Annotated in this window: 15 protein-coding genes, 3 rRNA genes and 1 pseudogene; 18 read left to right on the top strand and 1 reads right to left on the bottom strand. The window is 61.9% G+C overall.

The features are described from left to right. The first annotated feature begins 53 nt into the window (after window positions 1-53). The 5 genes from rpmI (at window position 54) to pheT (ending at window position 5,487) form a co-directional block, all read left to right on the top strand. On the top strand, window positions 54-260 hold the full coding sequence (gene rpmI, locus ACP8JZ_RS05410; protein ID WP_021104718.1) for a 50S ribosomal protein L35: 207 nt from the start codon (window positions 54-56) through the stop codon (window positions 258-260). 155 nt (window positions 261-415) lie between these two features. Beyond that, window positions 416-787 (top strand): 50S ribosomal protein L20, encoded by a 372-nt coding sequence (rplT, locus tag ACP8JZ_RS05405; RefSeq protein ID WP_023034019.1) that lies wholly within the window; start codon window positions 416-418, stop codon window positions 785-787. A gap of 11 nt (window positions 788-798) precedes the next feature. Continuing rightward, window positions 799-1,617, top strand: a complete 819-nt coding sequence (locus ACP8JZ_RS05400) for a TrmH family RNA methyltransferase (protein ID WP_484482806.1) — start codon at window positions 799-801, stop codon at window positions 1,615-1,617. A gap of 211 nt (window positions 1,618-1,828) precedes the next feature. After that, complete coding sequence (gene pheS / locus ACP8JZ_RS05395) at window positions 1,829-2,938, top strand: phenylalanine--tRNA ligase subunit alpha (protein WP_484482207.1); 1,110 nt, start codon at window positions 1,829-1,831, stop codon at window positions 2,936-2,938. Next, entirely contained in the window at window positions 2,935-5,487 is a 2,553-nt protein-coding gene (gene pheT / locus ACP8JZ_RS05390) for a phenylalanine--tRNA ligase subunit beta (RefSeq protein WP_484482206.1), read from the top strand. Before pheS ends, pheT begins: the two co-directional genes overlap by 4 nt. A gap of 247 nt (window positions 5,488-5,734) precedes the next feature. Here the strand turns inward: pheT and bioB are convergent, their stop codons facing one another. Beyond that, window positions 5,735-6,820, bottom strand: coding sequence for a biotin synthase BioB (gene bioB, locus ACP8JZ_RS05385; protein WP_323458791.1), 1,086 nt, complete (start codon window positions 6,818-6,820; stop codon window positions 5,735-5,737). Window positions 6,821-6,917: 97 nt separating this feature from the next. On the opposite strand from bioB, the gene ACP8JZ_RS05380 reads away from it, so the two are divergent. The 13 genes and pseudogenes from ACP8JZ_RS05380 to ACP8JZ_RS05320 all read left to right on the top strand — a co-directional run bounded on the left by ACP8JZ_RS05380 (window position 6,918) and on the right by ACP8JZ_RS05320 (window position 20,909). After that, window positions 6,918-7,508: a TetR/AcrR family transcriptional regulator C-terminal domain-containing protein gene (locus ACP8JZ_RS05380; RefSeq protein ID WP_484482205.1), complete on the top strand. Its 591-nt coding sequence runs from the start codon at window positions 6,918-6,920 to the stop codon at window positions 7,506-7,508. Window positions 7,509-7,548: 40 nt separating this feature from the next. Beyond that, complete coding sequence (locus ACP8JZ_RS05375) at window positions 7,549-8,091, top strand: arginine repressor (protein WP_306517207.1); 543 nt, start codon at window positions 7,549-7,551, stop codon at window positions 8,089-8,091. An 80-nt stretch (window positions 8,092-8,171) separates the two neighbouring features. Next, window positions 8,172-9,428, top strand: a complete 1,257-nt coding sequence (gene tyrS / locus ACP8JZ_RS05370; RefSeq protein ID WP_484482204.1) for a tyrosine--tRNA ligase — start codon at window positions 8,172-8,174, stop codon at window positions 9,426-9,428. 785 nt (window positions 9,429-10,213) lie between these two features. Then, window positions 10,214-11,737: ribosomal RNA gene (locus ACP8JZ_RS05365) — 16S ribosomal RNA — on the top strand. A gap of 236 nt (window positions 11,738-11,973) precedes the next feature. Continuing rightward, a 23S ribosomal RNA gene (locus ACP8JZ_RS05360) occupies window positions 11,974-15,047 on the top strand. A gap of 144 nt (window positions 15,048-15,191) precedes the next feature. Beyond that, a 5S ribosomal RNA gene (gene rrf, locus ACP8JZ_RS05355) occupies window positions 15,192-15,308 on the top strand. Together the 16S, 23S and 5S rRNA genes form the textbook arrangement of a ribosomal RNA operon. Window positions 15,309-15,523: 215 nt before the next feature. Continuing rightward, on the top strand, window positions 15,524-15,763 hold the full coding sequence (locus ACP8JZ_RS05350; protein ID WP_484482203.1) for a hypothetical protein: 240 nt from the start codon (window positions 15,524-15,526) through the stop codon (window positions 15,761-15,763). Between the two features lie 47 nt (window positions 15,764-15,810). Beyond that, window positions 15,811-16,530, top strand: coding sequence for a hypothetical protein (locus tag ACP8JZ_RS05345; RefSeq protein ID WP_410172888.1), 720 nt, complete (start codon window positions 15,811-15,813; stop codon window positions 16,528-16,530). Continuing rightward, window positions 16,523-17,518, top strand: coding sequence for an HAD-IIA family hydrolase (locus ACP8JZ_RS05340; RefSeq protein ID WP_484482202.1), 996 nt, complete (start codon window positions 16,523-16,525; stop codon window positions 17,516-17,518). Before ACP8JZ_RS05345 ends, ACP8JZ_RS05340 begins: the two co-directional genes overlap by 8 nt. Before the next feature lie 357 nt (window positions 17,519-17,875). Then, window positions 17,876-18,442 (top strand): annotated as a pseudogene (locus ACP8JZ_RS05335) (biotin transporter BioY); the annotation flags it as partial. A 205-nt stretch (window positions 18,443-18,647) separates the two neighbouring features. Beyond that, window positions 18,648-19,361: an energy-coupling factor ABC transporter ATP-binding protein gene (locus ACP8JZ_RS05330; protein WP_484482201.1), complete on the top strand. Its 714-nt coding sequence runs from the start codon at window positions 18,648-18,650 to the stop codon at window positions 19,359-19,361. 65 nt (window positions 19,362-19,426) lie between these two features. Further along, on the top strand, window positions 19,427-20,044 hold the full coding sequence (locus tag ACP8JZ_RS05325; RefSeq protein ID WP_484482805.1) for an energy-coupling factor transporter transmembrane component T: 618 nt from the start codon (window positions 19,427-19,429) through the stop codon (window positions 20,042-20,044). A 139-nt stretch (window positions 20,045-20,183) separates the two neighbouring features. Beyond that, window positions 20,184-20,909 carry a TlyA family RNA methyltransferase gene (locus ACP8JZ_RS05320; protein ID WP_306517724.1) on the top strand — a complete coding sequence of 242 codons (726 nt, stop codon included), beginning with the start codon at window positions 20,184-20,186 and terminating at the stop codon, window positions 20,907-20,909. Window positions 20,910-21,028: the final 119 nt, after the last annotated feature.

Raw genomic sequence — 21,028 nt, 5'->3', positions numbered from 1 at the left:
TCAGATCCACTCCAGGCGGTCGCATGGCCGCATGACTATGAAATGGAGCCACCATGCCGAAGATGAAGAGCCACTCGGGTGCCAAGAAGCGTTTCAAGGTGACTGGTTCTGGCAAGATCGCCCACAACCGCGCTGGAAAGCGTCACCTCAACGAGCACAAGTCCTCGCGTCGCACTCGCCGTCTGACCGGCCAGTCCGTGCTGCCCAAGGGTGCGGCCAAGAAGGCCAGCAAGCTGCTGGTCAAGCACCCGGGCCGCTGAGACCACCTCAATCATCCGCGTCCGGGTCCCCGTGGTTCGGACCACAGAAACTTCGCCCGAGTCCGTCGGCTCGGACACATGAACCCCGAGTCCGTCGGCTCGGACACATGAACCCCGAGTCCGTCGGCTCGGACACATGAACAAGGAGAGCAACTATGGCACGCGTCAAGCGTTCTGTGAATGCCAAGAAGAAGCGTCGCACAGTCCTCGATCAGGCCTCGGGCTACCGCGGCCAACGCTCGCGCTCGTACCGCAAGGCCAAGGAGCAGCTGCTGCACTCCGGCACCTATGCGCTGCGTGATCGCCGCGCCAAGAAGGGTGACTTCCGGTCGCTGTGGATCCAGCGCATCAATGCTGCAGCTCGCGCTGAGGGCATGACCTACAACCGGTTCATCAATGGTCTGAAGAATGCCGGTGTCGAGGTGGATCGCAAGATGCTTGCCGAGCTTGCCGTCAGTGACCAGGCTGCCTTCGCCCAGCTCGTGGCTGTCGCGAAGCAGAACCAGCCCGCGAGCACTGCTGCGTGAGTGACATCACGATGACCGACGGGTCGGGCGCCTTGCCTCCCATCTCCAAGGGGGCGCTGCGTTCGGCCCGTCGTCTGTTGTCCCGACGTGGTCGGGACGATGCCGGGCAGTTCCTCGCCGAGGGCGCCCAAGCAGTTCGGGAGGCCCTGCGTTGGTCGGGGCGGGTGAGCCTGCTGGCCACCTGTGATCCGGATCGTGACGTCGACTTCATCGCGATGGCTCGGCAGCGTGGTATTCGTAGTGTCCTTCTCGATGAGGCCCAGGTCGAGACTCTTTCGGAGACCGTGACGAGCCAGGGGCTCTTCGCCGTGTGTCAGAGACTTGCCAGCGATGAGTTACCCGTCCTCGAGGATCCCAGACTCGTCGTCATCTGCGCCCAGGTGCGGGATCCGGGCAATGCGGGAACGGTGATTCGATGCGCTGACGCCTTCGCCGCCGACGCCGTCATCCTCACTCGCGGGTCGGTCGATCCACACAATCCCAAGACGGTGCGTGCCTCGGTCGGTTCCTTCTTCCACCTACCGGTGTCGGTGGGTGTCGATTCGGTCAGCGCTGTGCGGTGGGCCCACGATCATGGCATGCAGGTGCTTGCCGCCGACGGCGGGGGAGACAGCCTTGACGAGCTGTCGCGCAGTGGTGCCCTGGCTCGACCAACAGCCTGGTTGATGGGCAATGAGGCATGGGGCCTCCCCGAGGCCGAGCGCAATCTGGCCGACGCGATTGTCGGTGTGCCGATGTGGGGCCGGGCGGAATCACTGAATCTGTCGACGGCAGCCGGCATCTGCCTGTATGCGACGGCAAGTGCCCAACGTGCTGGGGGATCCGACTGACTGCCTTGGCAACGTGCTGGGTACGACACACCTGCTGAACCGTGGCGTGCCTGCTGAACTGTGGTGTGGACGTGCAGACACACAGCAGAGTCGGTGCACGGTAAGCCCATGATGGGCGCCCAGCGATACGTCGATCAGCACTTTCACTAAACTTGCCAGTGACGCGGGGGAGCCCCCGTGCACATCTGGCCAACATCAGGGAGGGAGGCCCATGAGCGGGCCCAACACTAATTACGACCCGGTGCAGGTGAGCGCCTTGGACGAGCAGAACGTCGCGCAACGCGTCGACGAGGCGCTCAGTGCCATTGAGCAGGCCACCAGCACCGCGCAGCTCAAGCAGGTTCGTCTGGACCATGCCGGGGATCGTTCACCGCTGGCCCTGGCCAACCGTGAGATCGGGGCGCTCCCTCCTGCCGCTCGCAAGGAAGCGGGCCAGCGCATCGGCAAGGCACGTGGCCGAGTCTCCCAGGCCCTCAAGGCCAAGCAGACGGAACTGGCCTCCGCCGAGCTCGAGGCTGCGCTGGCCAGCGAGACGGTTGACGTCACCCTGCCGGTCACCACACATCCGCGGGGGGCCGTCCACCCACTCACCGCTCTCATGGACATGGCAGCCGATGTCTTCGTCTCCATGGGCTGGCAGGTGGCCGAGGGGCCGGAGGCGGAGTCGGAGTGGTTCAACTTCGACGCCCTCAACCTTGGTACCGATCATCCTGCCCGGGCCCTGCAGGACACCTTGTGGCTCGACCCGGTCTCCGACGGCAAGTGCATGCGTACCGCCACCAGCCCGGTGCAGATCCACACCCTGCTCTCCCAGAAACCCCCGGTACGCATCGTGAGCCCCGGCAAGGTGTTTCGTGCCGATGAGTACGACGCCACCCATCTGCCGGTCTTTCACCAGATCGAGGGACTCTGCGTCGATCGTGACGTCACCATGGCCCACCTCAAGGGCACCCTGGACGCCTTCGCACAGGCCATGTTCGGCGAGGTGCGTACCCGGTTCCGTCCGCACTACTTCCCGTTCACCGAACCCAGTGCCGAGGTCGATCTCGAGTGCTTCGTGTGCCACGGTGCCTCGGTGGATGATCCCGAGCATCCCTGCCGCACCTGCAAGTCCGAGGGCTGGATCGAATGGGGCGGTTGTGGCATGGTCAACCCGCGGGTGCTCACTGCCTGCGGTGTCGACACAGCTGAGTTCACCGGTTTTGCGTTCGGAATGGGCATCGACCGCACCGTCATGTTCCGCAACAATGCCCCCGACATGCGTGGTTTCGTCGAGGGTGACGTTCGTTTCAGCCGTTCCCTGATGGGAGGAGCACGATGAGGGTACCTATGAACTGGTTGCGCGAGCTCATCGCGCTGCCCGAGGGCACGACCACTGTCGACGTGGCACGCACCCTCACCGAGCACACGGCTGCCGTCGAGCGCATCGAGCGAGTCGGTGGCGAGGTGAGTGGCCCGGTCGTCGTGGGCCAAGTGTTGTCGATGGTCCCCGAATCGCACAAGAACGGCAAGACGGTCAACTGGTGCCGCGTCGACGTCGGCCCAGCACTCAACGCCCAGGGTCATCCCAAGAACGTTGAGGAGGGCGTCGAGGGTCGTGGCATCGTCTGTGGCGCACACAACTTCCAGGTGGGTGACTTCGTCGTCGTCTCACTGCCCGGATCCGTCCTGCCGGGCGGTTTCGAGATCTCTGCCCGCCGCACCTACGGTCACATGTCCGACGGCATGATCTGTGCCGTTGACGAACTGGGGATTGGTGAGGACCACACCGGTATTCTCGTGCTGCCCAGCTCCGTCGACGGTCATGCACTGGTGCCCGGTGAGGATGCCAGGACGATTCTCGACATTCCCGAGGACGTCCTCGAGGTGGATGTCACCCCCGACATCGGCTACTGCATGTCCATGCGCGGGATTGCTCGCGAGATTTCCGGGGTTCTCGGTGGGGCATTCAGCGACATCTACGGCGGTATTGGCACTGCCAGCTCCGAGGATTGCGTGGATGGCCCCGTCGCAGTCGAGGGACCGGTGCCGGTACGTCTGGAATCCGAGGCCTGTTCCCGGTTCGTCGCCCTGCCACTGGAAGGGTTTGATGCGACCGCACCCACGCCACGATTCATCCAGGATCGGTTGTTCCGCGCCGGGATGCGTCCGATCAGCCTTGCTGTCGACGTGACGAATTACGTCATGCTCGAGTCCGGACAGCCCCTGCACGCCTACGACGCCGACAAGGTCACCGGATCCATCGTCGTGCGCAAGGCAGGTCAGGGTGAGAAGCTGCGCACCCTTGACGACGTCGAGCGCACTCTGGATCCCGATGACCTCGTCATCGCCGACGACTCCGGTGCGATCGGCCTGGCAGGAGTCATGGGCGGTGCCACCACCGAGATGTCCGCCGAGTCCAGCTCCATCATTCTCGAAGGTGCCCACTTCGATGCCATGACGGTGGCTCGCACCTACCGGCGACACAAGCTCGGTTCGGAGGCATCCCGTCGTTTCGAACGCGGTGTGGACCCGGCTGCGACCCTTCCAGCCGTCAACCGGGCTGCCGAGCTGCTGGTCCGCTATGGCGGTGCCACCGTGGGAACTGCCACCGCCGTCGGGACGATCGCTGCGATGCCGCGTCAGAGCATCAACGCAGACCTTCCGTCTCGTGTCCTCGGCCAGAACATCGGCGAGGACGAGGTCATCGACATCCTCACCCGCTCCGGGGTCACGGTGACGGCCATGGGAGACAGTCTCTCCCTGGTGCCACCCACATGGCGCCCGGATCTCGTCGATCCGTTCGACTACGTCGAGGAAGTGGCTCGCAAGCGCGGGTTCGACGCAGTTGAGTCGGTGCTGCCACGTACCGCTGGCGGTGGTGGTCTCACCAAGGCCCAACAGGCGCGTCGCCGGGTGAACGCTGCCGTGGCCGGTGCCGGGTTCGTCGAGGTGATCTCGCTGCCATTCATGGGCGATGCGGACCTTGACCATCTCGGGCTGGACGCCGAGGACCCTCGGCGGGCCACCGTCAAGTTGGCCAATCCGCTTGACGACACCCATCCCTACCTGCGCACCACACTGCTGCCCGGGCTGATCGAGGCGGCCGGACGCAACATCTCGCGTTCTCAGGATGATCTTGCCATCTTCGAGACCGGCACGGTCTTCCGTGCCACGTCGAAGGCTGCCGCGCCGCGTCCGGCTGTCGATCATCGCCCCAGCGACGCAGAACTCGCTGAGATCGCAGCAGCCCTGCCCGCCCAGCCGCGGATGCTGGCCGGACTGCTCACCGGGCACTGGCTGCCGGATCGCTGGGACGGCACGGCCGTCAAGGTGAACTGGACCCATGCCGTGTTGCTGGCCGAGGAGGCCTGTCACGCAGTTGGTCTGGAACTGCAGCGTCGTGCTGCTGCCCTGATGCCCTGGCATCCGGGGCGTTGTGCCGAGCTCGTCGCTGCAGGACAGGTCATCGGACATGCTGGCGAGTTGCATCCCACCGTGTGCCGGAAGGCTGGTCTACCAGCTCGCTCCTGCGCAGTCGAGCTGGATCTCGACGCGTTGATTGCTGCTGCCCCGGATGGCGGTACCATTCGGGGGCTCTCCACCTACCCGGTGGCCAAGGAAGACGTCGCTCTCGTCGTGGATGAGGAGGTCTCTGCTGCCCAGGTGCACGAGGCTCTTGTTGCTGGCGGCGGTGAGTTGCTGGAATCGGTGGAGCTCTTCGACGTCTACGCAGGCGAGCAGGTGGGCGAGCACAGGAAGTCCTTGGCGTTCAGTCTGCGGTTGAGGGCAGCTGATCGCACCCTCACCGATGCCGAGGCTGCCGAGGCACGCGACGCTGCCGTGGCTCGTGCCGAGCAGGTGTGTGGGGCCCAACTCCGGGCCCAGTGACTCCGCCACTGGTGGTCGGTGCACCAGTACCGACCACCAGCGCTCACGCCCATCGGCGGTCACACGTCGTCGCCATCGTTCCCGGCGGGCCCGTCTGCCCAGTCCGTTCCGACTGCCCCGTCCGTTCCGACGCCGGTTTTCCACTCCCGATCCCCTGATCTCTCCTCAGGAGGGTTGAGCCGGGAACGGTCAGCCCCTCCCCGAAACAGGTTCGAGGAGGGGCTGACCGGTGGGGGATCAGTACGAATCAGGCGTTCGCCGGCTCTGGGGAACCGATGCCGCGATGACGGATGTCGACATGCAGCTGCTCGCGGTCCTTGCGGACCTGGCTCACCGGCACGGGCTGGCCCTCGCCGCCCTCGAGCACGAATCCGGCGTCCTCGATCATGGCGAGGTCGGAGGCACCCGCAGCTCCTTCGCTGGTGAGGTAGTCGCCCAGGAAGATCGAGTTGGCCACCTCGAAGATGAGTGGCTGCAGGGTACGGATGTGCACCTCGCGACCGGCAGCCGAACGCACCTCGGCGTCCGGGTGGATGAAACGCACCATGGACAGCACACGCAGGCAGTGCCGTGGGGTGAAGTTGTCGGTGGTGTGGGCGTTGCCCAGCGGAGTCCCCTCGAAGGGCAGCAGGAAGTTCACCGGGACCGAGTCGACGCCATGCTTGCGCAGGTCGAAGATGACGTCCACGAGTTCCTCGTCGGTCTCACCCATGCCGACGATGACACCCGAGCAGGGGGAGAGTCCCGCCTCCTTGAGGACGTCGACGGTCTCCATGCGCTCCTCATAGGTGTGCGTGGTGCAGATGTCGCGGTAGTTGCTCTGCGCGGTGTTGGCATTGTGGTTGTAGGAATCCGCACCGGCCTCCTTGATGGACTCGGCCTTGTCCTTGTCGACGAATCCCATGCACACGCAGACCTCGACATTGGGGTGCTCCGACTTGACGTTACGCACCATCGCATTGACGCGGTCCACGTCCCGGCTGGATGGTCCGTGGCCCGAGGCAACCATGCACACGCGTCGTGCGCCGCCGGCGATTCCTGCCTCGACGGCATTGTGAACGGTCTCGGGGTCGGCCCAGGAGTACTTCATGATGTTGGCCTGGGAGGAGAGCCGCTGCGAGCAGTAGAAACAGTCCTCCGGGCACAGACCGCTCTTGAGGTTGACGAGGTAGTTGAGGCGTACGCGGTTGTCGAAGAAATGGCGGCGGACCTTTCCGGCAGCTGCCACAATGGACAGCAGCTCGGAGTCGTCGCTGCGCAGGATCTCCAGCGCTTCCTCTCGGGTGATGGACTGCCCGTTGAGGCCACGTGCTGTCATGTCAGCTAGATTCATGGAAGCTCCTGTGAGGTACACGGTGCGTGTTGAACGCCGTTCATCTTAACGGTGTTCAAGTTATCTCATGTTGGGTCAGTGCAAATGAGGGGGTCCGGTGTCACTCACCACACACGACATCGTCGCAGCGGGTCTGGAGATCCTGGACAACTACGGGTTGGAGGACCTGTCGATGCGACGGCTGGCACAGCTGCTGGACGTCAAGGCCAGCGCACTGTACTGGCATGTCGCCAACAAGCAGACCCTGCTCGCTGCAATGGCCGATGAGATTCTGGGGGAGGAGGAGCAGTTGACCCCCACGGACGATGGTGGGGAGCTGGCCCGAGAACTGCTGGGGTGGGCGCATGCGCTGCGCTCGAAACTCCTTGCGCATCGGGACGGTGCCGAGTTGGTCTCATCGGCCATGTCGGTCGGGTTGGTGACGACCGACCCGAGCGTGCAGCTCGCCAGTTTTCTGCAGGATTGTGGGGGGTGCGACTCCCAGACCGCCCGAGCAGCCTCCCAGGCCCTCACCCATCTGGTCGTCGGTCACGTCATGGATGAGCAGGCGCGTCGCCAACTCTTCGAGCTCAACGTCATCGACACCTTCGACGGCGAGGCCCAGGAGATCGAATTCGACGTCGGAGTCAGGTTGCTGGTGACGGGAATCCGTGGTGCCAGTTGTATGATGAAAACCCACGATGCATAATTATTCGTGGTTTTGGAAGGTTTTCGATCACGGAGAGATGATGGCCCAGGACAATCACGCCCCGGCATCCCGAACCGCTCGGCAGGCACGCATCCGTGAATTGGTACGGTGCGGACGGGTCGCCTCGCAGTCGGACCTGGCCTCGATCCTCGCAGCCGAGGGGCTGACCGTCTCCCAGGGCACCTTGTCACGGGACCTGGTGGAGATCGGAGCGGTACGCGGGCGTGACCTGAACGGCAAACTGCGCTACACGATTCGTGAGGGAAGTCACCCCTCCGATGTGACGACTGGATCACCGGCCTGGGAACACCTTGCCCGGCTCACCAAGGAGTTGTGCACCGGAGTACGCAACAATGAGTCTCTCGTCGTCCTCAAGACCCCACCCGGTGCTGCCCAGTACTTTGGTTCGGCAATTGATCTGGCTGGGTCGCAGGCCATTCTCGGCACGATTGCCGGTGACGACACCATCGTCATCATCTGCGCGTCGGGCATCCGGGCCACCGACATGGCCGAGGCCTTCCGCTCGATGGCGGAGTCGGCAACCCCTGCGCCGATACTTGCCGCCGAAGCCACGAGCAGCTGACGAAACCCCCTACTCGCACCGGGCGACGAACTGACCCGGTATGGTGAAGGGGTCAGAGAGCCAGAAGAAAGGATCATCCGGTGAACAGCGTCCTGGACGAACTCACGTGGCGTGGCATGATTGCCGATTCCACCGACAGGCAGGCCCTTGCGGGCCATCTCGCCCAGGGGCCGGTGACTTTCTATGTGGGCTTCGACCCCACTGCATCGAGCCTTCACATTGGTCATCTCATGCAGCTCATGGTGGTTCGAGCCATGCAGGAGCATGGACACCATCCGTTGTTGCTCGTCGGTGGGGCAACTGGCCTCATCGGGGATCCCAAGATGACGGGCGAGCGCAAGATGAATGATCGCGAGGTCGTCGAGGGTTGGGTGGAATCGCTCAAGGCCCAGGTGAGCAAGTACGTCGACATGGACGGACCGGCAGGCGCTCGGGTCGTCAACAACTACGACTGGACCAGTGAGTACTCCGCCCTGCGCCTGCTGCGTGATGTCGGAAAGTACTTCTCCGTCAACCGCATGCTGGCCCGGGACGTCGTGGCCCGACGTCTGGACTCAGGCATTTCGTTCAGCGAGTTCAGCTACGTCCTGCTGCAGTCGTTGGACTTCAAGGAACTGCACGAGCGCTATGGATGCACCCTCCAGACCGGTGCCCAGGACCAGTGGGGCAACATCACCGCCGGGGCGGAGTTCATCCGGCGTACCTCCGGCGACGTCGTCCACGGACTGGTGACTCCGCTGCTCACCAAGGCCGATGGCACCAAGTACGGCAAGACGGAGTCGGGAACGGTGTGGGTGGACCCAGAACTCACCAGTGCCTACGCATTTCACCAGTTCTTCCTCAATGCGGAGGACGCGAAGGTCATCGACTACCTCAAGGTGTTCAGCCCGCGTCCGCACGATGAGATAGACGACCTTGCCCGCCAGACTGCCGAGCAACCATGGAAACGTGCTGCCCAACATGCACTGGCTGACGACATCACGGACATGGTGCATGGTCCAGAAGCCAGGAGGGCAGCCGAGAAGGCGGCGCAGGCCCTGTTCGGCAAGGCCGAACTCCACGAGCTGGACGAGACGACCCTGGGCTCGGTCGCGCGTGAGGTCGACGCCGTGACGTTGCAGGGGCCGACCCTGCCCACAGTTGCCGATGCCATGGTTCTCGCCGGTGTCGTGGAGTCGAAGTCTGCAGCCCGACGGGCTGTTCGCGAGGGAGGCGCCTACCTCAACAACGTCAAGGTGACTGACGCAGATCAGCCACTCACCTGCGACGACTTCCTTCCCGGCGGGGTGGCTTTCCTGCGACGCGGCAAGAAGACGATCGGTGCGGTACAACGATGAGTCGTCACAGATGAGTACGTCACATGCGTGGTGCGGTGTGCACCACGGCACCGGACGTCGCTCGTCACACTGAGTGAGTACCACGTCACCTGCATCTCGAATCGGCCTCAGGACACTGGTCCTGGGGCCGATTTTGCATCTGGTCGGAGGGTGTGTATTGTTTTCCGAGTCCTTGCGGGGTTGTCCGGGTTTCTGGGTGGTTTTGTGGGGGTGTGGTTTTGCCTTTCTTCTTTGGGTTGGCCATGGATATGGTGTGTCTGCAGTGTGTAGCCGCTTAGGTCCGGGTTTGACTTGGGGATTGTTGATGGGTAGAGTCAGGTGGGCTGCCTGAGGGTGGCTGGCTGCGTCGAGTGGTCTGGATTGGTTTCTGGGTTGTTTGGTGTGGTGGCTGGTGATGTGAGCCGGGGTTGATTTCGGTGATCTGATCTGGTAAGCTTGGTCGAGTCGCCGTGAGGCGGTTTGCCGGTCTGGATGGTCGTGTGGTTGTCCGGGGCTGGGATCCGGGTTTGACATTCGGGTTTCGGTCTGGTAGACTTGATCGGGTGCCCCAAGGGGTTGTCGGGAGACGGTTCCGCGGGTCGCGTGTGATGCTTGAGAACTCAACAGCGTGTCTTTCATAGTCAATAGATGCACTTTTGTGTGTCGTTTTAATTATGATTCCTTTGATTGATTCAAATGGACGGATTGACGTTTTTCGTTGGTTGTTTGTTTGGGTTAGTGTTTTGGATTCTTCATGTTGACACCGTTGCCCTGTGCCTTTTGGGTGTGGGGTTGGTGATATTTTTTCATTGGAGAGTTTGATCCTGGCTCAGGACGAACGCTGGCGGCGTGCTTAACACATGCAAGTCGTACGGTAAGGCCCTTTCGGGGGTACACGAGTGGCGAACGGGTGAGTAACACGTGAGTAACCTGCCCACAACTTTGGGATAACGCTAGGAAACTGGTGCTAATACTGGATATGTGCTCCTGCTGCATGGTGGGGGTTGGAAAGCTCCGGCGGTTGTGGATGGACTCGCGGCCTATCAGCTTGTTGGTGGGGTAGTGGCCTACCAAGGCGGCGACGGGTAGCCGGCCTGAGAGGGTGACCGGCCACATTGGGACTGAGATACGGCCCAGACTCCTACGGGAGGCAGCAGTGGGGAATATTGCACAATGGGCGCAAGCCTGATGCAGCAACGCCGCGTGCGGGATGACGGCCTTCGGGTTGTAAACCGCTTTCAGCAGGGACGAAGCTTTTTGTGACGGTACCTGCAGAAGAAGCACCGGCTAACTACGTGCCAGCAGCCGCGGTGATACGTAGGGTGCGAGCGTTGTCCGGATTTATTGGGCGTAAAGGGCTCGTAGGCGGTTGATCGCGTCGGAAGTGGAAACTTGATGCTTAACGTTGAGCGTGCTTTCGATACGGGTTGACTTGAGGAAGGTAGGGGAGAATGGAATTCCTGGTGGAGCGGTGGAATGCGCAGATATCAGGAGGAACACCAGTGGCGAAGGCGGTTCTCTGGACCTTTCCTGACGCTGAGGAGCGAAAGCGTGGGGAGCGAACAGGCTTAGATACCCTGGTAGTCCACGCTGTAAACGGTGGGTACTAGGTGTGGGGTCCATTCCACGGATTCTGTGCCGTAGCTAACGCATTAAGTACCCCGCCTGGGGAGTACGGCCGCAAGGCTAAAACTCAAAGGAATTGACGGGGCCCCGCACAAGCGGCGGAGCATGCGGATTAATTCGATGCAACGCGAAGAACCTTACCTGGGTTTGACATGGATCGGGAGCTTCCAGAGATGGTTGTGCCTCTTTTGGGGTCGGTTCACAGGTGGTGCATGGCTGTCGTCAGCTCGTGTCGTGAGATGTTGGGTTAAGTCCCGCAACGAGCGCAACCCTCGTCCACTGTTGCCAGCAATTCGGTTGGGGACTCAGTGGAGACCGCCGGGGTCAACTCGGAGGAAGGTGGGGATGACGTCAAGTCATCATGCCCCTTATGTCCAGGGCTTCACGCATGCTACAATGGCCGGTACAGTGAGTTGCGACATCGTAAGGTGGAGCGAATCTCAAAAAGCCGGTCTCAGTTCGGATTGGGGTCTGCAACTCGACCTCATGAAGTCGGAGTCGCTAGTAATCGCAGATCAGCAACGCTGCGGTGAATACGTTCCCGGGGCTTGTACACACCGCCCGTCAAGTCATGAAAGTCGGTAACACTCGAAGCCGGTGGCCTAACACTTTTTGTGGGGGAGCTGTCGAAGGTGGGACTGGTGATTAGGACTAAGTCGTAACAAGGTAGCCGTACCGGAAGGTGCGGCTGGATCACCTCCTTTCTAAGGAGCAAGTGGCGCACTGTTGTGTGTTCTTGTTGTGGAATGTTGGCTGTGGTCACCGTTTGTGGTGGGGCACGTTGTTGGGGTTCTGGGGTATCACGCCGGCTGGTGTGGTTTCCTGGATGTGCGAACGCCGTGGCTGCATGCGTTGGTGTGTGGTGGGTGTCTCGTGTGGTGGTTGAGAACTGCATAGTGGATGCGAGCATTTTTGTTTTGTGATTTTGTTGTTTGTTGTGTGACAAGCTACTAAGTGCGATCGGTGGATGCCTTGGCACCAAGAGCCGATGAAGGACGTTGTAACCTGCGATAAGCCCTGGGGAGTTGGTAAACGAGCTGTGATCCGGGGATGTCCGAATGGGGAAACCTTGAATGTCCGGAGTCATGTCCGGTGACCCTGCCCTGAATGTATAGGGGTGTGGGAGGTAACGCGGGGAAGTGAAACATCTCAGTACCCGTAGGAAGAGAAAACAATTGTGATTCCGTGAGTAGTGGCGAGCGAAAGCGGATGTGGCCAAACCGTGTGTGTGTTCAAGCCGGCAGGCGTTGCATGTGCGGGGTTGTGGGGGCCTGTGTGATCCTGCTGCCGTGGGATCGGCTTGCATGTGGTGTGAAGTTGAATCGTCTGGGAAGGCGGACCGTAGTGGGTGAGAGTCCCGTAGACGTGAGTGTCATGTGTGGTTTCAGGTTGCCCCAAGTAGCGCGGTACTCGTGGAATGTCGCGTGAATCTGGCGGGACCACCCGTTAAGCCTAAATACTTCTTGGTGACCGATAGTGTATCAGTACCGTGAGGGAATGGTGAAAAGTACCCCGGGAGGGGAGTGAAATAGTACCTGAAACCGGTCGCATACAAGCCGTCGGAGCCTTGTGGGGTGACGGCGTGCCTATTGAAAAATGAGCCTGCGAGTTAGTGGTATGTGGCGAGGTTAACCTGTGTGGGGTAGTCGTAGCGAAAGCGAGTCCGATAAGGGCGTCAGTCGCATGCTCTAGACCCGAAGCGGTGTGATCTATCCATGGCCAGGATGAAGCGTCGGTAAGACGTCGTGGAGGTCCGAACCCACTTCAGTTGAAAATGGAGGGGATGAGCTGTGGATAGGGGTGAAAGGCCAATCAAACACCGTGATAGCTGGTTCTCCCCGAAATGCATTTAGGTGCAGCGTTGTGTGGTTCGTGTCGGAGGTAGAGCACTGGATGGTCTAGGGGGCCTATCAGCTTACCGAAACCAGCCAAACTCCGAATGCCGGCACGTGGAGCGCAGCAGTGAGACGGCGGGGGATAAGCTTCGTCGTCGAGAGGGAAACAGCCCAGATCATCAGCTAAGGCCCCTAAGTGATAGCTAAGTGGAAAAGGATGTGGAGTTGCGTAGACAACCAGGAGGTTGGCTTGGAAGCAGCCATCCTTGAAAGAGTGCGTAATAGCTCACTGGTCAAGTGATTCCGCGCCGACAATGTAGCGGGGCTCAAGTTATCCGCCGAAGCTGTGGCAACTTTTTTTGAGTTGGGTAGGGGAGCGTCGTGTTCGTGGTGAAGCAGCCTGGTGATGGGTTGTGGAGTGGATGCGAGTGAGAATGCAGGCATGAGTAGCGAATGACGGGTGGGAAACCCGTCCGCCGAATATCCAAGGGTTCCAGGGTCAAGTTAATCTGCCCTGGGTGAGTCGGGACCTAAGGCGAGGCCGACAGGCGTAGTCGATGGACGACCAGTTGATATTCTGGTACCGGTGTAGCACCGTCCGTGTCGAGGTGTGTGATGCTAAGCGTGCGAGTGTCCTGGTGATCCCTTCGGGGTGATCTTGTGGCGTGAGTGTGTGAACCGATCATGTAGTAGACAAGCTGCGGAGGGACACAGTGAGGTAGCTCGTCCCCGGCGATGGTTGTCCGGGGCTAAATGTGTGGACTGTCTGGTAGGTAAATCCGTCAGGCGTTGTGTTGAGGCATGATGGCGAGCCATGTTTGTGTGGTGAGCGAGTGATCCTGTGCTGTCGAGAAAAGCTTCGTGAGCGAGGTGTGAGCCGCCCGTACCCTAAACCGACACTGGTGGATTGGTAGAGTATACCGAGGCGATCGAGAGAATCATGGTGAAGGAACTCGGCAAAATGCCCCCGTAACTTTGGAAGAAGGGGGACCTGAGCTGTTGCCGCCACGTGCTGGTGGTTGCGGTGAGGGGCGCAGAGAATTGGGGGAAGCGACTGTTTACCAAAAACACAGGTCCGTGCGAAGTCGTAAGACGATGTATACGGACTGACTCCTGCCCGGTGCTGGAAGGTTAAGGGGAACTGTTAGCTTTGGCGACGCGGTGAACTTAAGCCCCAGTAAACGGCGGTGGTAACTATAACCATCCTAAGGTAGCGAAATTCCTTGTCGGGTAAGTTCCGACCTGCACGAATGGAGTAACGACTTCCCTACTGTCTCCACCATGAACTCGGTGAAATTGCATTACGAGTAAAGATGCTCGTTACGCGCAGCAGGACGGAAAGACCCCGGGACCTTCACTATAGTTTGGTATTGGTGATCGGTTCGACTTGTGCAGGATAGGTGGGAGACTGTGAAGCTGTCACGCTAGTGGTGGTGGAGTCGTTGGTGAAATACCACTCTGGTCGTTCTGGTTATCTAACGTTGGGCCATGATCTGGTTCACGGACAGTGCCTGATGGGTAGTTTGACTGGGGCGGTCGCCTCCTAAAAGGTAACGGAGGCGCCCAAAGGTTCCCTCATCCTGGTTGGTAATCAGGTGTCGAGTGTAAGTGCACAAGGGAGCTTGACTGTGAGACAGACATGTCGAGCAGGGACGAAAGTCGGGACTAGTGATCTGACGGTGGCTTGTGGAAGTGCCGTCACTCAACGGATAAAAGGTACCCCGGGGATAACAGGCTGATCTTGCCCGAGCGCTCACAGCGACGGCATGGTTTGGCACCTCGATGTCGGCTCGTCGCATCCTGGGGCTGGAGTCGGTCCCAAGGGTTGGGCTGTTCGCCCATTAAAGCGGCACGCGAGCTGGGTTCAGAACGTCGTGAGACAGTTCGGTCCCTATCCGCTGCGCGCGTAGGAATCTTGAGAAGAGCTGTCCTTAGTACGAGAGGACCGGGACGGACTGACCTCTGGTGTGCCAGTTGTACTGCCAAGTGCATGGCTGGTTGGCTACGTCGGGTTGTGATAACCGCTGAAAGCATCTAAGCGGGAAGCACGCTTCGAGATGAGGGTTCCCGCAGATGAATCTGGTAAGACTTCCGGTAGACGACCGGGTTGATAGGCTGGATGTGGAAGCACTGTAAGGTGTGGAGCTGACCAGTACTAATAAGTCGAGGGCTTGTTACACAACAACTTCTTGTTGATCGAAACAGTTTTTCTGTGTGTTCGTATCCACTATGTGGCTCCCTTCCACCACCCGAGACAGGTGGTGTGGAAGACACCCTGAGTGTTGGGTGTGTGGCATGTTCAGGGTGTGTGCCCTGTGGATGTTTCGGTGGTTATAGCGTAAGGGAAACACCCGGTCCCATTCCGAACCCGGTCGTTAAGCCTTACCACGCTGATGGTACTGCCAGAGGGATCTGGTGGGAGAGTAGGACACTGCCGGACTTTATATATTGTTTGTGGTTCTCAGCTTGTATGGCTGAGAGCCACAAACACATGTACAGACATTCTCCCGTGATCTCTCGGCTGCGTCCTGGACGACGTGCCCGGGAGGGTGTCAGTGGTGTCGTGCGTCCCAATGCGAGAAGATAGGGCTATGTCAGATTCTTCCTCTCCTCAGTCCGACGGTAGGCGCAACGACCGGGATCGTCCCAGTCGTCATGGTGGCTCGCCCCATCGGGGTGGTTCATCTGCTGGTGGCGGTTCGCGAGGACGTGGCCGTACACATGACGATCGTCGTGACGCCGAGACTCGCCCCGGCCGTCGTTCTGGCGGACGTCGTGACCGAGGCCAGTACAACGATCGTCGGCGTCAGGGTGGCCCGCGTCGTGATGACCGTCGCAAGGGCGTCGATCGTCGGGCCAGCTCACAACGTCACTCGCGTCTGGACAACGAAGTAGAGGAAGAACCGCTGCACCCAGGCCTGCAACCGCGTGACGACGAGCCCATGGCTCCCCTCGACTTTGATGAGAAGGCCCTGCCCGCCTCGGTGAAGGCCGAGCTTCGCGGCGTGCCCTCCGACACCGCGCACATCATTGCCGGGCATCTCGTTGCGGCATCGGAACTCATCGACGAGAATCCCGAACTCGCCAATGCACATGCCCAGGCTGCCCGGCGCCGGGCTGCCAGGTTGCCGGTGCTACGTGAAGTTGCTGCCGACACCGCCTATGCTGCGGGTGACTATGCGTCTGCCCTCAATGACTACCGTGCCTTGCGGCGTATGACCGGCAATGACAACTATGTGCCTGTCATGGCCGACTGTGAGCGTGCGCTGGGGCGTCCCCTGGCCGCCCTCAAACTCATCGAGACCGGCGAAAAGGCCTCCCTGTCCGGCAGCCAGCAGGTTGAACTGGTACTCGTCAAGGCTGGTGCCCGCGAAGACCTGGGTCAGCATGCCGAGGCGCGGCGTCTGCTGAGAGAGGCAATCACCACGACGACTGGTCCCACCGAGGCCGTTGCTCGTCTGCACTATGCATTTGCCGAGATACTGCTTGCCGACGGGGACGAGAAGATGGCACGGCGCTGGTTTGCCAGTGCCGAGACCCATGACCCGGGCAAGCTGCTGGACGCGCAGGACCGGGTGGACGTCATCGACGGGTTGAATCCGGCACCAGAGGATGAAGTTGTCCTCACCGAGATCGAGGACGATGACAAGACCGATGACTGAAGCACTCATCGATTCCCATGATGCTGCGCTCTTCGACCTGGACGGCGTGGTGTATCTCGGATCCGAGGTCGTGCCGGCGGCACCTGCCACGATGTCCCGGCTGCGGGCGAACGGTGTTGGCGTGGGTTTCGTGACGAACAACGCCGCCCGGGCCACCACCGTGGTCGCCGATCAGCTCACCGACATGGGTATTCCCGCAGCACCCTCGGACGTCGTCTCCTCGGCAGAGGCCGTGACGGCCTTGGTCGCCACCGAGCTGGGGCAGGGGACCCGGGTCCTCATCGCCGCTACCTCCAATGTTGACGATCTGGCCCGGAAACGCGGCCTCGTCCCGGTGCACGGCGCTGATGAGCATCCGCAGGCTGTCATCCAGGGCTATGACCCGGACATCGAGTGGTCGCGGTTGGAGGAGGCAGCCTTCGCCGTCCAGGCCGGTGCGCGTTGGTACGCGTCCAATCCCGACATGACCCGCCCTACTGATCGCGGGCTGGTCCCGGGGCTCGGGGCGCAGCTTGCCGTCGTGGGTGCTTGCGTCGATCGGGAACCGACGATGGCCGGCAAGCCGGCTCGCCCCCTGCTGGAAGCCACATGCACTCGGCTGGGGTGCCATCGACCGATCTTCGTCGGGGACCGGTTGGACACCGACATCCTTGGCGCCCGCAATGCCGGCATCACGTCACTGTTCGTCCTCACCGGGGCCCATGGGGTGCACGACCTCATGGATGCCGATCCTGACCGTCGTCCCGACCACATCGGTGCCGATCTTGGTGCGCTCCTCGAGCCACCCCAGCGAGTTGTCGTCGGCGGCGACGCGGCACGGTGCGATGGGCAGCTCGTACGCCAGATCGATGGCGATCTCGAGGTCGACCTGACCAACCATGACATGGCAGCCCAGCTTTCCGGGGTGCGGGCCCTGCTGGAGCTCGTGTGGACGGGTAGGGTGCCCGTGAACCACGACGCTCTGTCGGTGTTCGACCTGCTGCACTGAATCGAGTCGCGCCGGATCGATTCGCGTTGGGTCAAGCTGGGTCGACCCGCGGTGGGTTGATTTGCGCCGGGCCAATCTGGGTTGAACCGATCCGCGCCGGGTCAATGTGCACTGAATCGATCTGCGCCGGGTCAATCCGCACTGGGCCAGTCGCGCTGGTTCATCCCCGTGCCCGTGGCGCATCGCGTTGATCGCAGCGCAGCTGGACGTGTCCGAGCTTGGTGGCCCGTCCTGAACGGTGTTCAAGATGAAGCTATGATACTGGGTGCGCCGCGTGGCGGTGCTGACTGGCACGTCTGATCGAGAACTGAGTCGGATCGGACGTGCGTCATCGCAACGTTTTCTAGGAGATTGATCGTGGCAGCATCCCGCCGCTTCCAGGCAACGGATCTGGCTCTCATCGCGGTTTTCGCAGCCCTCATCGCCGTCCTTGCCATCATCCCGCCGTTGTTCGCGATCGGAGCCGTGCCGTTCGCGATCCAGATGATTGCCGTCATGCTCGCTCCACTCGTGCTGGGCGGTGTGCGCGGCGGCAGTGCCAATGCGCTGTACCTCATCGTCGGGGCTCTCGGCCTGCCCGTCTTCGCCGGGCAGTCCAGTGGACCCGGCGTCCTCTTCGGACCCACTGGTGGATACATCTGGGGATTCGTCGTCGGCGGATTCGTCTCCGGTGCCGTGGCCACCCAGATGCTGTCCCGTCGTCCTCGCAAGGCCATGCTGCCGGTCCACCTGTACCTCGTCGCCATCGTCGACCTGCTCGTCATCTACCTGTGCGGCGTGCTGGGCCTGGTGGGATTCGCCAAGATGGGATTCGGTGCCACCCTAGCCGCCAACGGCCCGCTGCTGCTCATCGACCTCATCAAGGCCCTCATCGCCGTGGCCATCGCCGCCGCCGTCCTCACCGCCTTCCCACGGCTGCTTCCTGCCGCCCGTACTGCCAACGACGTGCCCGCCGGCACCACGACGCAGCCCAACGCCAGCACCTCCCAGGCTCGTGACAGTTCCGACTCCGCCGGCACCGCAGCCCCCAGACACGCCGCCCAAACCGACACCACCGGTGGTCGGCCTGGCGAGGACCCCAGCGCGACGGTTGCGGGGACGGCTACCGATCCGATGACGAAGTGATCGCGTGATCGAGTTCCACGATCTCAGTCTGAGCGTTGACGAGTACGACGTCGAGGGCAACCATCGCACCACCACCATCCTACGCGACGTCGACGTCACCCTACCCGAGCGCCGCATCGCCGTGGTCGGCCCCAACGGTGCCGGAAAGTCGACCCTGCTCAAACTCGTCAACGGCCTGGCCGAACCCACCAGCGGCACCGTCCTCGTCAACGGAATAGAGCCGAAGGCCAACCCGGGACTGGCCCGGCGACAGGCGGGTTACGTCTTCACCAACCCCATGGCCCAACTGGTGATGTCCACTCCGGTGGCCGATGTGGAGTTGTCATTGCGCAGCAGCATCAAGGATCGCAGGGCTCGTCATCGACGAGCCCTGGAACTGCTCGGCAGGCAGGGACTCTCCGACATCGCAGGACGCTCCGTCCACGACCTGTCAGGTGGGGAGCGCCAACTCGTCTCCCTGGCCAGCGTGCTTGCCGTCGAACCAGACATCATCCTGGCCGATGAACCGACGACCCTGCTGGACCTGCGCAATCGGGAGATGCTGCGCATCGCCTTCGAGCGCCTCGAACAGCAGATCCTGTGTTGCACCCACGATCTGGAACTGGCGGCCAGCTTCGATCGGGCCCTGGCCGTCGAGTGCGGGCAGATCGTCGACGACGGGGAGCCCGCAGCCGTCATCGCCCGGTACCGAAGCAGAATGGTGGGGCAGCTGCAGTGAATCGACTGGGACACGGTGGGGACTATCTGGGCAGCTATCGATCCGGCAACAGTGCGGCCCACCGGATGCCGTTGTGGGCGAAATACCTCGTCGTCCTCCTGGTGGGTGTCGTGCCATTCACCTGGCGACGGTGGTGGCTGTCCATTGGCTGCGCCATGCTGGCCGTCGTCATCGTCCTTGTCGTGGCCAGACTGCCGTCCCGGGCGGCCTTGCGACTGGGCCCTGCCCTGTGGGTCATGAATGCCCTCATCCTCGTCTACCACGTCTTCCTCACCACATGGCAGAACGGTGTGGCCTATGTGGGGGCCATCATGGCAGCCATCTACACCGCCAGAATGCTCACCTGCACCACCGATCCCGGGCGGATCATGGATGCCACGGCAGCAGTGGCCAGACCATTTCGTCTTCTCGGTGCCAAACCCGAGAAATTTGCCCTCACCATAGCGATCATGTGGACGACGATTCCCTACCTTCTCTCCTCCTTCGTCACCGTGAAGGACGCTGCACGAGCCCGTGGGTTGGAGAAACAGACCTGGCGATTCCTCATCCCGTTCGTCGTCGGTGCCGTCGGGCACGCCCTGGAACTCGGTGAGGCACTGCAGGCGCGCGGACTCGGGGAGGACGAGCAGGAGCGTGCCCCACGCTCTCGTAACGAGGCCACTGCCGAGGCGGTGTCGGAATGACGCTCACATGTGTGGTGCCTGACACGAGCGATACCTGTGCAGAAGTTTCGGCGGGGATCACCTCGGTGCCCCGACACCGAATGAACCAGTCCCTGTGCCGAGGCGGTGCACCATGTCGCATGGTCCCCGTGGTGCGCCGATGACTCGGCTGGACGTGGAACTGGTGTCGCGCGACCTGGTGCGCTCACGCACCCTTGCCGCCCGGCTCATCAAGGAGGGCAAGGTCCGGGTGGCGGGATCCGTCGTCACCAAGCCGTCGTCCCCGGTGGACGCACACACCCCCATCACTGCCGAGCAGGAGCCGTGGGTCTCCCGAGGGGCGTACAAACTCCTGGGTGGTCTTGACGATCTGGACGTCACGGTGCCACCTCTGGTGCTCGATGCCGGGGCGTCGACCGGGGGATTCACCCAGGTGGTTCTCGACCGGGGCGCCGAGCGCGTCTTCGCCATCGACGTGGGACACGGCCAGATGGCTCCCCAACTCGCCGAGGACCCCCGCGTCGTCATGCGGGAGGGGCTGAACCTGCGGGATCTCACCCTCGATGACCTCGACGGGCAGCCGGTCGATCTCGTCGTGGGGGACGTGTCGTTCATCTCACTCACCATGCTTCTGGAGCCACTGAGCGCAGCAACCCACGATGCGTCGCAGATGCTGCTGCTCGTCAAGCCGCAGTTCGAGGTGGGCAGGAAGGACCTTGGTGCCCGTGGGGTCGTCACCGATCCCATGCTGCAGGCCAGAGCCGTGGACACGGTCGTCTCGCAGGCATCGGCGCTCGGCTGGACCCTCATGGGCACAGCCCCCAGCAGGATCACGGGTCAGGACGGCAATCGCGAATTCTTCGTCCACGTCGTGCGCAGTACGTGAACCTGCAGCTGCTGACACGGAACCTGGGGTTGCCACATGGAACCCGGCGCTGCCGACATGATGGAGAATTCGTTGCAAACCCCACCTTTCGACACGGTGCCTTGCTCGGACGACGATCT

This window comes from Cutibacterium sp. LaCa_286 (assembly GCF_057198075.1).
The sequence above is the reverse complement of the archived record's forward strand: the minus strand, read 5'-3'. Positions and strand labels throughout refer to the sequence as shown.